At 48.8% G+C, this 13,303-nt stretch carries 12 protein-coding genes; 8 read left to right on the plus strand and 4 right to left on the minus strand.

Features of this window, described 5'->3' with window-relative positions; translation table 11 throughout:
* The gene (locus GTP69_RS21155) at nucleotides 1-861 is read left to right on the plus strand and encodes an aKG-HExxH-type peptide beta-hydroxylase (protein WP_161056706.1); all 861 of its coding nucleotides are present in this window, start codon (nucleotides 1-3) and stop codon (nucleotides 859-861) included.
* Here the strand turns inward: GTP69_RS21155 and GTP69_RS21160 are convergent.
* Nucleotides 834-2,963 carry a DUF2971 domain-containing protein gene (locus GTP69_RS21160; protein WP_161056707.1) on the minus strand — a complete coding sequence of 710 codons (2,130 nt, stop codon included), beginning with the start codon at nucleotides 2,961-2,963 and terminating at the stop codon, nucleotides 834-836. The two genes, GTP69_RS21155 and GTP69_RS21160, sit on opposite strands and share 28 nt — an antisense overlap.
* A gap of 724 nt (nucleotides 2,964-3,687) precedes the next feature.
* Between GTP69_RS21160 and GTP69_RS21165 the strand changes: the two genes are divergently transcribed.
* Entirely contained in the window at nucleotides 3,688-4,425 is a 738-nt protein-coding gene (locus GTP69_RS21165; RefSeq protein WP_161056708.1) for a hypothetical protein, read from the plus strand.
* A gap of 398 nt (nucleotides 4,426-4,823) precedes the next feature.
* On the opposite strand, the gene GTP69_RS21170 is transcribed toward GTP69_RS21165, so the two are convergent.
* Complete coding sequence (locus GTP69_RS21170; RefSeq protein ID WP_161056709.1) at nucleotides 4,824-5,609, minus strand: metallophosphoesterase; 786 nt, start codon at nucleotides 5,607-5,609, stop codon at nucleotides 4,824-4,826.
* 28 nt (nucleotides 5,610-5,637) lie between these two features.
* Entirely contained in the window at nucleotides 5,638-6,048 is a 411-nt protein-coding gene (locus tag GTP69_RS21175) for a hypothetical protein (RefSeq protein ID WP_161056710.1), read from the minus strand.
* Between the two features lie 87 nt (nucleotides 6,049-6,135).
* Between GTP69_RS21175 and GTP69_RS21180 the strand changes: the two genes are divergently transcribed.
* The 4 genes from GTP69_RS21180 to GTP69_RS21195 all read left to right on the plus strand — a co-directional run bounded on the left by GTP69_RS21180 (nucleotide 6,136) and on the right by GTP69_RS21195 (nucleotide 10,317).
* On the plus strand, nucleotides 6,136-6,369 hold the full coding sequence (locus tag GTP69_RS21180; protein WP_161056711.1) for a helix-turn-helix domain-containing protein: 234 nt from the start codon (nucleotides 6,136-6,138) through the stop codon (nucleotides 6,367-6,369).
* A gap of 188 nt (nucleotides 6,370-6,557) precedes the next feature.
* Entirely contained in the window at nucleotides 6,558-7,451 is an 894-nt protein-coding gene (locus GTP69_RS21185; RefSeq protein ID WP_161056712.1) for a phosphoribosyltransferase-like protein, read from the plus strand.
* 2 nt (nucleotides 7,452-7,453) lie between these two features.
* A complete protein-coding gene (locus tag GTP69_RS21190; RefSeq protein WP_161056713.1) occupies nucleotides 7,454-9,418 on the plus strand; it encodes an ORC-CDC6 family AAA ATPase in 1,965 nt (654 codons plus the stop codon).
* On the plus strand, nucleotides 9,418-10,317 hold the full coding sequence (locus GTP69_RS21195; protein WP_161056714.1) for a hypothetical protein: 900 nt from the start codon (nucleotides 9,418-9,420) through the stop codon (nucleotides 10,315-10,317). The genes GTP69_RS21190 and GTP69_RS21195 overlap by 1 nt, the downstream gene beginning before the upstream one ends.
* Here the strand turns inward: GTP69_RS21195 and GTP69_RS21200 are convergent.
* Nucleotides 10,301-11,518, minus strand: coding sequence for an N-6 DNA methylase (locus tag GTP69_RS21200; RefSeq protein WP_161056715.1), 1,218 nt, complete (start codon nucleotides 11,516-11,518; stop codon nucleotides 10,301-10,303). The two genes, GTP69_RS21195 and GTP69_RS21200, sit on opposite strands and share 17 nt — an antisense overlap.
* A 59-nt stretch (nucleotides 11,519-11,577) precedes the next feature.
* Here GTP69_RS21200 and GTP69_RS21205 point away from each other — a divergent pair, with 59 nt between their 5' ends.
* Nucleotides 11,578-11,958 carry a helix-turn-helix domain-containing protein gene (locus tag GTP69_RS21205; protein ID WP_161056716.1) on the plus strand — a complete coding sequence of 127 codons (381 nt, stop codon included), beginning with the start codon at nucleotides 11,578-11,580 and terminating at the stop codon, nucleotides 11,956-11,958.
* A 929-nt stretch (nucleotides 11,959-12,887) separates the two neighbouring features.
* On the plus strand, nucleotides 12,888-13,253 hold the full coding sequence (locus GTP69_RS21210) for a helix-turn-helix domain-containing protein (protein WP_161056717.1): 366 nt from the start codon (nucleotides 12,888-12,890) through the stop codon (nucleotides 13,251-13,253).
* The last annotated feature ends 50 nt before the right edge of the window (nucleotides 13,254-13,303 follow it).

Consider the following 13,303-nt stretch of genomic DNA (forward strand, 5'->3'; position numbering starts at 1 on the left):
ATGCTTTTTAAAAAAAATGATTTCGAATTTTACGCTTTACCACCTTGGTGGCCGGGTATAGCCGAGAAATTAGCCAACGATAAATGGGAGTTTCTGTGTAGCCTTGGTATAACAGAAAAAAATTACTCAACTGATTTTTTTCTAAAAGCGCTAGATTATTCAAATAAAGAAACCAGTCATATTAGTGCGCCACTTGACGACGGCGCCCCATGTGTCACGAAAATGGAATTTCTCGCTGATAATTCGAAGAGAAAACTGTCGGAAAATGGTTTGGAATTCTATACTAATGAAGATTTTTTACGCCTTAAACTAGAAGAAGTGATATTTTTAGCATTCGAGAAAATACGGATAATTCCGAGCTTGTATGAAAGTACGAAGCTGCTCGCAAAAAATATTGTTCTTTTAAAACCTCAAGATAATTTTTCTGATACTAGTTACAGCTCCCCCAAGATACCCTTTACTATATTTATATCCATTCCTCGTGATAGAGTTGAAAATATTGAAATACGGGTTGCAGAGTCTATCATCCATGAATGCATGCATCTCCAACTGACCTTGTTAGAAGAGCGTATGCCTTTAATTATCGGTGATACGGAACGATATTTTTCACCGTGGAAGGGAGAGCGGCGTAATTCTTCCGGCATACTTCATGCCTTGTATGTATTTTCGGTAATTTTACATTGGATAAAAGCGTTTCCATCACAGGACAGAGATATTGAATATATAAACCGTCGAGTAAAGCAGATATTATTAGAAGTGTCTCAAATTGAAGAAATAAAATACTCTAACGATTTGACTCCACTAGCACAAATGATAGCTCGATATCTTCTTGACTACCTCCCGACCGATGGTGCAATCTGATAGTTAACATTGGAGTATGCTACCTCACAAGCACCTTCCCAACCTCGGGTTGTTAGCGCATGTCTCAGCGCCATAGCTACTGACGTTTTATTCTCAACAGTAGGCCCAATAATTATTTTAGAGCTAGGCGTGGAAAAAAATAATGTCTGAGTTTCCATATACAATCTGGTGGGAAAGCGACTGCTGTCTCGCTTAACTTCAGGGCTATTTAATTTTTGCGCTTTTACAAATCGAACTTCCCTTTCTGTTTTGTAATCTTCGCTCTTGTAGAGGAACAGTAACTCATTTGCAATGGTTCTCACTAATTTAAATATTTTTTCCTTCTTTTCTGTAGGGACGTTACTCAATGTTTTCTTAATTATTTCAAGCTGTGGTGATAGCGACTCAAGAACATTTTTTGCATCTTGGTCACTATATAGCACTTTATATAGTGTAGGCATAACGCTAAGCTTTCTCTTGTTTGCCCAAGTTTCCATTAATGAATGGTCCGAGTTTTTTGGGAAAACGGAAAAAGGCGTGACTATAGCAAAACCTTTTCCATTATCAGTATAGGCCCGCCATAGGTCGAGTTGATCTGGGGCAAGTGAAAAAGAACCTATATAAACAAAATGCTCTTCAGTAAGAATGTCATCTTTATAAAAAGTTGCTGGGCCAAATTCTTTTAATGGATTGTTAGAATCCAAGTCCAAATATAGTCGGCGTCCCTCTTTCGGGTCATTGAAATAAGCGAAATTATACATTCGCATTAAGTTTTTACTCTCTTCCGTGGATGGATCTAACATGCCTTCAAGTGCAGCATTGCCTGTATAATGAGCAATGCCATCTTTTGCATCTTCCTCGCTTACGGAGTGGTTTATTTCGCGGTACTCATATACTTGTCGCCGAAACTCTACTAATGCATCTTGGATTGCATTTGCTTTCTTTGACGAAAAATCGCACTCACGAATTTGTAGTCGATAAAAAGCTTCATCTGAACCAGCGTCTGCCGCATCCTGCAATTGTGCAGCATATGTAGGTGACGATTTATTTGCCAACTCATACATTGCGTTTGGATGGCGAACTTTTTTAGCAAGTTTCAAGGTATCTAGATATTGAACCTTATCCACCTTGGCACCTATGCCATCCCTGAATGCTTCGGCTAGCTCAAAAACCACATTTGCGAATTCAGGAAATGATCTTGCTGAATTTGAATACTCTACGTCGATGATATGAACAATCTTTTTCAGCCAATTAAATCTTGGCTTGCTTCCTTTTCGAAGAGTATTTTTATATTGTAAAATAATGAAAAGAAGGTCTTCTGGAACGTTAGATTCTTCTTCAAGAATTTGATTGGATGTAGTGTCAGATGCGGCGGCCTCCGCATCCGAAAAGACCTGTAGAGCAGCAGAAGCTGCTTCCCTCAAAATATTGTTTGCGTCTTTTAATGGCCGCTGATTTGTTTTGTAGGCATCAGAGAGAGCCTTTAAGGCACGAGGAAGATCTTCTGATGCACCATCGCGTTTTTTTGTATCAGCAAGTTCAGCACGGGCGGCACTTTCTGCACGCTCAGCCCATTTCAATTGAAGCTTAATATCGCGTGAAGTATGACGGCCCGTCGCATAGTCCCTGGAGAGGTCGATCATAGCGACCGCTCCCTGAGCTTCGGCCATCAACCTCGTCCAATGGCTAGCTTTACCGGCATCTGGCTTTCCGTATTTCGGCTTTTGATAGCTTTCTGACAATACTCGCATGGCTTCCCGCCCGTCGGGTGCAGACGCAGCTTTTTCCATCCAATCTCTAAAATCTTTAATGTTGGGCAGCGTCCCGCTACCATCTCGGTATGCGATCGCCAGTTCAAAGTACGCCCAAACATATTTTTGATCAGCTGCTTTTTTTAACCATTCAAACGCCATTATTGCATTGGGTTCTGTTCCGAATCCTTGCTTATATGCATTAATTACCCATTCCATTGCTTCAGGAAGTCCGTAAATGGCGGCTTCTCGCGCCCAGTTAAATTGTTGAATTGAGTCGCCTGCACGCTCGCGAAGGCCGTGTTCGTAAAATTGCCTATGTTTCTTTGTTGAAATTTTCTCGATCAAGTAGGAAAAGCTTTCCATTGTCATAGCATCTTTCTAGAGCGGCACCGCAGGCAGGTGAGACGGGCTGGCCACTGGTTGCAGGTAGTAATGGCTATCCTGACATGAAAATATTTTTATGGCAACTTGAATCGCCCTGCTGTTAGTAGGCTGGCCAGGAGCTAACGAACTCTAACAACGCTCAGAGGTGCAATGGTGTCTCGGCAGTTCTGTGATGATCTGAGTGCAGCATCCCTAGGCGCAGTTTCAAAGTCCTGGTGAATTCTTTCCAGGCGTTCGACGCTCGATACGGGCACGAAAAATGGCCGTTACCTCGCGGTGAATCAGCGGTATTATTGGCTGGGTCAATTAGAAATTATTGGGCAAGCATATGAACTGCTTTACGTCTACCTATCATCCATCACCTGACAAAGGTAACCCTCTTCGTGTCGCAAAGACGGCAGACCAGATGTCCGAAGCGCTGCGCGATTTCCCTAGCGTGCTGCATACTCTTTGAATCAGGTCGACGCGGCCGCCGAATTTTCGGCGTCGCCTGAGCAAGCCGTCAACTTCGAAATTCCCGTTTTCGTCACTACGATACTGAACGAGGCCGAGCTTTATGAACATACCAAAAAGGCAATGAACTACCTTGACCTTTATGGCACTCCGTTTAAGAAGTTAAGCTAGCGCGGACGCCCGAAGAAGCATAGGAATGCTATTTTGAAAATCAATCAAGACTATCTGAAAGCCCTGCCAGGAGTGCGTGGAAATAATGCAGAAACAAGGATCTAAAGCAAAAAATGCCATCAATCGCATTGCCGCCATGGGGACACGAAATCCACACATTACGTTGTCCGGCTGCCTATTCAGTGCTGGCGGCATCCTACTTATAACGAACGTTGTACCGACAGTCGCTGGCGCCTTGTTCGGTGCCGCAGCGTCGTTGCTGGGCGCGGGCATCACCGAATTTAACAAGAAGAAAGCAGATGCGTCAGACAAAGTTCGCCGGGAGGCTGATGCGCGTCGTTACTTAGCAGCTGAGCTAAATAGAGCAGTCGAACGAATGCTTTTTATACATCAAAGGGCGTGTGCAAACTTCATTTGCGCGTCTACTCAAAGTGATATGCCTAACGACAAACAAGAGGACTTTATCCCACATATGCCGACACTGTATCCGGACTCGCCACAGTTTCGCGATCTCTCCGGTGACGATGCGATCGCGTTGATTGTGTTTTATGACGCACTTCAGGCACTGGAGCGAAGCGTCGAAGATTGGTGGCAGCGAGAAGGTCAATTGCCAGTGAATATTTTCAATGCATTCCTAGGACTTGCCACTGATGGTCTGCTTCATGCAAAAGAAGCCCTTGTTCGATTTGAGTTGGACCGACTATATCCGCCACGCTACCAGGCTTGGAAGCCTTTGTCGGAGCGCGTAGAGTCCGCGCTGATGGGTTCAACGCGCGCAATGGAGGCGCATTTGAAACGACACGAAACTCCAAAAGCAGCCTAAATATCCCCCCGGCCATGCAACCTACCTGCAGATTAACGCCCATTGCGGCGACGCCTACGATCACACATTAGGACCTGAATCCTACCACTCCATCGCACTAGCAATGCGAATTGCTGGCGAGTTTTGAATGTGGGTCGGTGCCGGATGACCGAGCGCAATAGGACGCACATAGTCCCCCTCCGCTTCCCCTTAGAGTCATCGCTGCAGCGCCGGCTGGGCAACGCGGATTTAAACGTCATCTAAGCATTCTGGCTTTTGAGCGGTTTCATGCACGCATGTCTGGAAGTGGGAGCTAAGCTAATTGTTTTTATGTGTAGTAATTCCGATCTGATCTGACAGTAAGGCCTTGCCAAAGGGTGGGGTTACCCGGTTTGAATTTGCGAGTTGCTTACTAGTGATCATCCGATATCGACGACAAAGCTCGGATTGAAGCTTTCGTTTTCTGGGCCTCCGTCCTTAGTCATGTATCCGAAAGGATTGCACACCACACGGCATTGGCCAATCTTATAGTCAAAAGATTCGTGCATATGTCCATGCACCCATAGAGTCGCCTTCGAGGCTACATCGTCCAAGTTCGATGCGTACGAAGACGAAGTTAGATCGTTCGCGTACTGGCTTGGTACCGATTGCATAGAAGGTGCCATGTGGGTGACCACCACGGTTGGGCCGGCATGCGATTCGGCGAGCCTTTCAGCGAGCCAGCCTTTGTGCTTTTCATGAAAATACGCCGTATCCCTCGCTCGAAGCTTGCCATACCCTTTGCTGGCAAGTCTGATGCGCCGGTAGTCCGTCATCACTTCTTCCGACTTTGTCATGGCAAAGTATCGCTGGTCATCGCCGAATAATTTGAAGTCGGTCCATAAGGCGGCCCCCAGAAATCGTACGTTGCCGACGACATGCTCATCGCAATCGAGAAACTTAACATTGTCGGTTGCGGCGCCAGCTTCCCTGATCTTTTCAATTTCGTTATCGAGGTTATGGCCGTAACCTTCATGATTGCCATGTACGTAGATGACAGGCGTGCCATGAAACGCCTCGGCGGCCCATTGTACGGCCCGTACGCCACTTGTATCGATATCGCCAGCCAGGACAACGACGTCCGGCTGACTTTCGGCGGGAGCGAATGTAACCTGGTGCTTCTTCCAGAATTCGCGATGTAGATCAGAGAGAATGAGTAGGCGCATGATGACGAGACCGATCAGGTACGTTGAATTACTGGACCAGAATAGCGCGCATCTTGGCAAGCCACAACTTGGCCTCTGTTGCGGAGACGTCAATTTCATGCCGAGGATGTTGGGTGTCCAGCACTGTGATCACGAGCTTGTTTCGAATCTGTCTGCCGTTTCGGTCGAGGTACTCATAAGTCCATCCGTCGATCTGGGCATAAGAGTAACGATGCAGCATTGGCCCGACGATGATCGCCATCTCACGGAGGGTGTCATCAAAAACCACGACGGTTGTGCTTCGGACCCGATGATCAATCCTAAAACCACCAGCAAGGAGCTCTGCAAGGAGGCGCCGCTGCGCCAGATCATGCCGGATAAATGCCCAAATAATCCATAAAACTAGCGCTCCCCCGCCTCCATACATCACGAAGTACCAAACCCCATCGCTTGCCGTCATTGTATTTTCCTTAAAAATTCACAATATACTGTGAAGACTTAATGATACTGTGAGCCCACCATTTCTCCCAATATATTGGGAGAAATTTTGGATCCATTGGTCTTATTCGGTCGGGTTCTTCGCCAGCTTCGCAAGGAAGCTGGGTTGACACAGGAGCAACTTGCTCTTGCGGCCGGGATCGAGCGGAACTATGTCAGCCTGATCGAGCGAGGCATCAACCAACCGGCGCTGAGGATGATTTTCAAACTGGCTGCTGCACTTGGTACAGCTCCTTCGGAAATACTGCGCCAGGTGGAGGCAGAGTTGAAGGACTCTAGCTAACCCGCTAGGTGATTGAGGTTCTAACAGGACAACAAGGACTATCGCTTATACAAAAAAATTGCGATAAGCACATAATTGTTACATTTTACGCATTTTCAACAGCATAATTCGTTCAATATGTATCCGTTCTATTTGACGCTAAGATAATCAAGCAAACAACGCCGTCGGAAACCAATGCGAGGAAGTGCATGAGTGTGTTACAGGATTCGAGCTTATTTATTTCGCAGGTACACAATCGCGCGCATCATTTCATTCAGTCAGGCATCTGGCAAAGTGTCGAAGAGGCAAGACTCACAAACTGGATTCGCCAGTTCGAACAATACGATGCTGAGTTACTTGGAGCGGTCCTGCTGGACAATCTGATCCTCAAATCAAAACCACAGTTCAAGGCAATGCTGTCGACGTTGATGACATGCGCCGAATTGTGCGTCGACATGCAACACGACCGCGAGCTTGTTGGGATTTTAAGTAGGTCAAAGGATCCTGGGGTACGGCTAGCGCCGGCCATTTCACTGGAGCAGCCGCCCACAAAGAGTGGATTTTACGTGCTACGACTGCTGCAGCGCATGTATCGCATTAAAGACGACTGGCTGGCCTGGCCACAGCGATTCGCGGAAATACCGAAGAGCGTCAAGACCCTGATCGTCGTCGACGATTTTCTTGGTTCCGGCGACCAGTTTTCGGATTTTGTCAGTCTCAGTAACCTGAGCCAGTTGCACAAGGATCGACCAGAGTTGAGGATAGTTTATCTGGTCGCAGCCGCACATCAATCGGGAATCGACATACTTCGTCGAGATTTCTCGTTTGTCGAGATCATCTGCGGCGATGTGCTTACGGACGATTTTCACTTGTTTGACGGAACCAGGCTCAACTCGCGCTATCGGACGAATGTAGCCGCACAATTGAAAGAACAATATTTGGAGTTGCTTAAAAAAGCTGGGATGCCTCCAAATGGAAAGGTTCATCCCTTCGGCTATAAGCAGCAAGGAGTGTGTTATGCATTTGAACATAGCACTCCCAACAATACGCTACCGATTTATTGGTATGAAACCGAATACTGGACAACCCTTCTGGATCGATAAGTATGAGTAGCCTTGTCAAAGCTTTTTCCCGTAATCGTGCTGAAGAGATGGGCGCTGACCTTTGGGGCGACTTCGTAGTGCCGCCATATTTCGACCGGCTGCCGGTAATGCATGTCAGAAAACCATATGTCATTGTGGGCGGCCGCGGCTGCGGGAAAACAACGCTGCTGCGCTATTGGTCTTATCATTCGCAGTTCTCAAAAAACCGCACTGAGCTCCCTGCTGAGGTATTTGAGACAATCGGCCTGTATATCCGTACCGACATCCAGTTCCTGAGCTCATTCGTCGGCTCTGGCATTGATGACGTCCAATGGAAGAGGGCCTTCGAGCATGCCTTGTGCTTATCGGTCGCCGATGAATTGCTAGGCTGCCTGACCACCATCAACTGCACGCCCGAACGCACTGACCAGTACGGGCATCTTGAAGATCTGGATTTTTCCGCCCTGGCAGCTTTTGATGCGGCGATCCCTACAGATTTTCGCTCGATGCATAAACACATCAAGCAATCGCGCTTTAAATTATCGAGCTGGATCAACAACCTCTCGTCTGAGATTCCGGCACCAATTTTCTATCCGCTTCGTACGTTTATTGGTGCATTAATCGAGACTATTCACACGCTTCCCTATCTGAAGGAATCAGTATTCTCTGTGTTCGTCGATGAATACGAAAGCTTCTTGGATTATCAGCAAGTCTTCGTCAACTCGCTTTTAAAGCTCAGCCAGCCGCCGCTCGTGTTCCACGTTGCCATGAAACGCAATGGCATGCCAAATCGCCGCACCACCGGACCGGAATACATTCAAGATCCAGCCGATTTTCGTACTATCGACATCGAAAAAGAGCAGGGCGATGACTTTGAAATGTTTGCTGCGGAGCTGTTCTTCTTCAGACTCATCAGAGAAAATATCTCTCTGGATGGTAACCCTATTGATCCGACATTGTTGCGCGATCCGGCAAAACTGAACGACCGACGCGGTAATGCATCGTATCGCGCTGCACTACGGTCAGTAATGGAGCGTGTCCTCCCATCGGTGAGCATCAGTGAAATTGCGGCCGGCGTGCTCAAGGAGCCATCCCTCAAAAAACGCTTGATTGAGACCATTGATGCGGGTTTGGTTCGCAACAACCCAGGCACATTAACGCCAACGGACTTTGTCGACGAGAAGTTCCCGGAAGCATCAATCGTCGTGGCTGCGTTACTGCATCAGCGCAAAAAATCAGCAGACGTCTATGCCGAATTCCAAAAGCTCACAACGGGCAAATCGTCCTCCTTTGAGGAATGGACACACCACTTCTTATTCGGCGCCTTACTCTTCATCTATGTGCCGTTATCCCGTTCGTGCCCCCTCTACAGCGGTTTCCAGACATTCATATCACTTGCCCAGGGCAATGCCAGGCATTTCCTCGAGCTTTGCCTCTTGGCCACTGGTCGCGTTGGCAGAAAAGGCACGGCTCAGGAGAACGGACAGATCACTGTGAGCGTTGAAGACCAGGCGGAAGCTGCCAGAGAGTGCAGTGCCAAATTTTTGGAAGACATTAAAGGCTCAGGCAACTATGGTACGCAACTCTACCAAGTCGCAACCACGATCGGCCAGATCTTTAAACTGCACCAACAACGGCCTGCGCAAAGCGAACCTGAGAAAAATCACTTTGCAGTAACAAACGGCAACACGTCGGATAGTGCCGCTGCCATTCTCAAGGAAGCAGAGAAATGGGGGGTATTAGTCGGCCGCAAGGAAACCAAAGTAAAGGGCCTGAAATACGAATCGCAAGAGTACTACCTCAACCCCGTTTTCTCCCCGACCTATGGCATCTCATATCGCGCCGGACGTAAGTTGGATCTTGCGGCGGCGACCGCCGATAAGATCTTGTTAGGCGACGATATGGAAGCGACCAAAGTCATCCGAGAGTTTGAGCGAAGCTGGCGCCTCGATTCCGATCAAATGTCGTTGATTGATGGGGTTCAGTGATGCTTATCAAGACACGCTCATCCCAAACTGATCCGGACTTTGGCAAAGTCGAAAAATTTCCGATCTCGTTTTTTGGCGTTCCCGTTGATGATCGAGGGAAAGCAGCGATCAGTGTCTGTGAGCAACAGGCATCGACCTCGCATTGTTTAACATACCGTCAGAATTCCTACTTCGCGGATAGCACGTCTATCGATTTAGGTAAGCTATGCACTAAACTACGAAGCAAGAAAAGCATCTTGATCGATTGCACTACCTTGGGCGTAGTCGAGATTATTTTCATACTGCGTGCAGCACGCAAAGAAAATATCAAGAGTCTTTACCTGTTGTATGCGGAGCCGGGCGAATATGCGCGAGACGATAAAGAGGGGCTGTCGACAGCAACCCGCTTCAATCTCACGGGAGACCGGCAGTTTTCCGGCGTCCACGGTGTAGCGCTTGATCTGTCGCTCTACGAGGAAGGCCAAGTGGTTTTCCTGCTGGGATATGAAGAAGACAGATTGGCGATGCTCTTGACGCAACAAGAAAATCTCATCAAGTTTGACAAGTACGCCATATTCGGTGTGCCCGCCTTTAGTGCCGGCTGGGAGCTGAATAGTTTCGCCAACCATGCCAGCGGTATGACTAACGAAACCTATCACGTTCACTACGCCGGCGCGAACTCGGTGACAGACTGCTACCACAAGCTTTTGGAAATATTCAAACAAAAGGGTGGGTCGGATATTCCAACCGTCATTGCGCCAATCGGCACCAAGCCACACGCGATTGCAGCCGCGCTCTTTCTATGCAATCACGCTGAACACAACGGAGCCGGACTAATCTACGATCATCCGCAGAAAAAGGATGGCCGCTCGCGTCTGCTGCGCCGCTGGCATGTTTATGACGTTACGCTGCCTGCTTAATAGTGGACTCAAAAATTGGCATCGCCATCAAGTCTTTTTTAGTGATCACTGTTGCACAAACTCCCTTGGAGACTGATGCGAGCCAGGATTCGAACGCAGGATGTTTGAAGGCACGAGCCACTCTCTGTTTTTGCTTGGCTGGCACTCGTATCCGAAACACATGATCGGTGATCGGCGCTCGCCCTGACTTCACAACTATCGGCTTCCAGCTCACTCGCGTGCCGGTCCGGGACAAGAGAATATCGCCGGTTTCGGCGACGATCTCACTGAAGAACGCATTTTCTTCAGCATTCTTCTTGGTCTGGACTTCGATATCGAGTTTGCCTCGACGTGCCCGGGACAGATCGCTTGTATGCACGGCTGGCATTGCTAGATCGCGCGACTCCTTATAAGAGACCCGTCCGCGGACAATGGTAACGCCCAGATCAGCCAACCGACACTGCGCGCTTGCCGCGAAAACTCGCCCCTCTTGATAACGTGCATCCAGGCGCTCCCCGGCATCAAGGTGTCCGCGGTAGATGACGGCCTTCTTGCCGGACTCGGCATCGAACCGCGAAATCTCAACTTTGCGCGTAACCGATTTGCTGGTGTCGATTACAAGCAAGACAGTTCGAGCTTCCGTCTGGCCGAACACCCGTGCCTGAACCTCGATTGCTTCCAGCAGCGCGTAATTCGCCATCAAGGACTTGCGGTAATACCGATAAATATCGCCATCTCCAAAGCCCATCGGCATCAGTATCGATACAATTCCGCCAGTTTTCCTTGCCAGTAGCAGCGAGCGCGCGAGGAAGTACAACTCAGCGCGCTTATAACCCAGCTTTGTCGAAACGTCGGGAAACGCGAGTGATAGCAGGCGCGTCATGGAGGGGGTTACCTCAGTCTCGGTATACGGTGGATTGGCGACAACCGAAACCTGGGAATTATCAGCCGCACGTATCTGAAGTCGGACTTCAAGCCCGTTGCCGCTACGTATTCTGGCCGCCGGCAGGCTACTCTGCCCCTTACGATGTATGGCATCGTCAATTTCACAGCCGTACAACGCCACTGACGAATGCATAGCTGCGACCGCTCGCAGCAAAGAACAATCACCAGCCGCCAGATCGATCACTGCAGTGGTACCAGCGGGTATGTAGGAAGCCATCAAGCGCGCAACGTCGCCAGGAGTCATGTACTGCCCTAACGCCTTTCTGGTGCTTTTCATCCGATGCCCGTTTTCGTGGTTGTGTTGATCTGAATCTGAGTGATAGAATTGATATTATCATGCCTAGAACGAAAAGCAAATACCCTGATGAATGCCGCAAGATCGGCGATCGATTCATCTATGTCCTTGAAAAGAAACTGGGGCTTTCGCTCGCTGAAGCGGCGGCGGAGCTGGGCTATTCTAATCCATCGACACTCTATGCAATTCGTGACGGCAAAGCCCTCCCTAGCCATGAAAAAATCCTAGCCGCAGCGGAAATTTTGAAGAGTCGAAGAAATCGGGTAATCGACATGAACTGGCTTTTTACTGGTGTGAAAAAGCCATATATAACGGCCATAAGTACCGATAAGCTTGATGCCATTGATAATGATATTATCAATTCATTGCAACACATGAGCGCAGACCAGAAAAAGGCATTGAGCGTCCTGCTAGGTAACTAAGTCTGTAAAACTCAAGATGCCCTCCAGCAGGGCGATGGTCACGCCTATCCTGCTATCAAGTCCCTGCCACATGCGATGCGTAAGCCTCAAAGCAGCACCAAATATGATGGCACCCACGAAACGCCGCCTTTAGCTGCAGGCGTGAAGTCAAATCGCTCAAGACTTGGCTCCCGAAGAAATGCGCTCCAGGCGCCTCGTAGGGCGGCGGAATATCTGCAGACATTCCATCGAATGCCTCGACATCCCTTGGGAAAATACCAGAACGACGCAGCATCGGTAGCTCTCACCACCCAAGGCTCCCCTTGCCGCATTTGGCGATGTACTCAGCCCGCAAACGATAGAGCGAGCATTACCTCCCAACTAGATATTCAATCGAAACATCCCACCTAAGTTGGTAGTGCGGGAGCCGCCGGCATGTCGCCACGCGGAATTGCAAATTCGACTCTCGAACTCCTAACCAAACAGGTTGTCATCGCGCTCCTCGATATCTGTATCGTGGCTCCTTGGAATCCGTCCAACCTCAAACGACTAAGACACTTTGCGCCCACATGCAGGACGATTCAAGTCGAGTTCGCCGCGCAGGATTATTGCGAGACGGCACTACTTTTTGATTAAATCAACGAGATAGTCGAGATGGCCGCGCGGATCACTGTACAGATAGATCCTGGACATAGCGATTAGATAGAGGGGCCGCGGACGTCAGAAGCTGGCAAAGCGCGGCGTAAAAGCAACGATAGAAAAATTTAATTACCGTGCAGTTCTATAGCTACTTGTTCCATCCCATAGTTACACGCCGAAACGCTGCCGCCAGCCTCCCCTGTGGGGGCCAAAGTCCATTGCTGCCTTTCGTAACTTCATCGCTCATGCGCCATATGAGCTACTGCCTTGTATAGCACTCGGAAGGTTAGCAGAATGAAGATAGCGGCTAGATGAGGATCAACATCGTGACTCAGCATTCATACGGCTTCCGGCTTCGCAGTCTGAGAAAGCAGCGTCAAAAAAGCATGGCGTGGCTCGCGCACCAAGCGCAGCTTAGCGTTTCATATATCAGCCGCCTAGAGACTGGCCGGCGCCCGATCCCCTCGCTATCTATTCGTGCGGCCATCGCTTCCGCATTAGATCTCAGCGGTGCAGAGCTTCAAGCGCTAGAAAGCACCTTGGTAGAAGGATACAGCGCGTTTGAGCACGCAGCGAACATGCCTGGCCAAGTGGTGATCATGGTGATGAATCATTCCGACGCCAAGCAGCTGCTCGGCCTCTATCCGGGCAGTGTGACCTATGTACAGCTGAAATGAAAGGACGCCTATAAGACAAAGCCGCCAAACCCAATAAATGAGAGTGACGG

Source organism: Duganella levis, from assembly GCF_009857605.1.
Classification (GTDB): Bacteria; Pseudomonadota; Gammaproteobacteria; order Burkholderiales; family Burkholderiaceae_D; genus Rugamonas; species Rugamonas levis.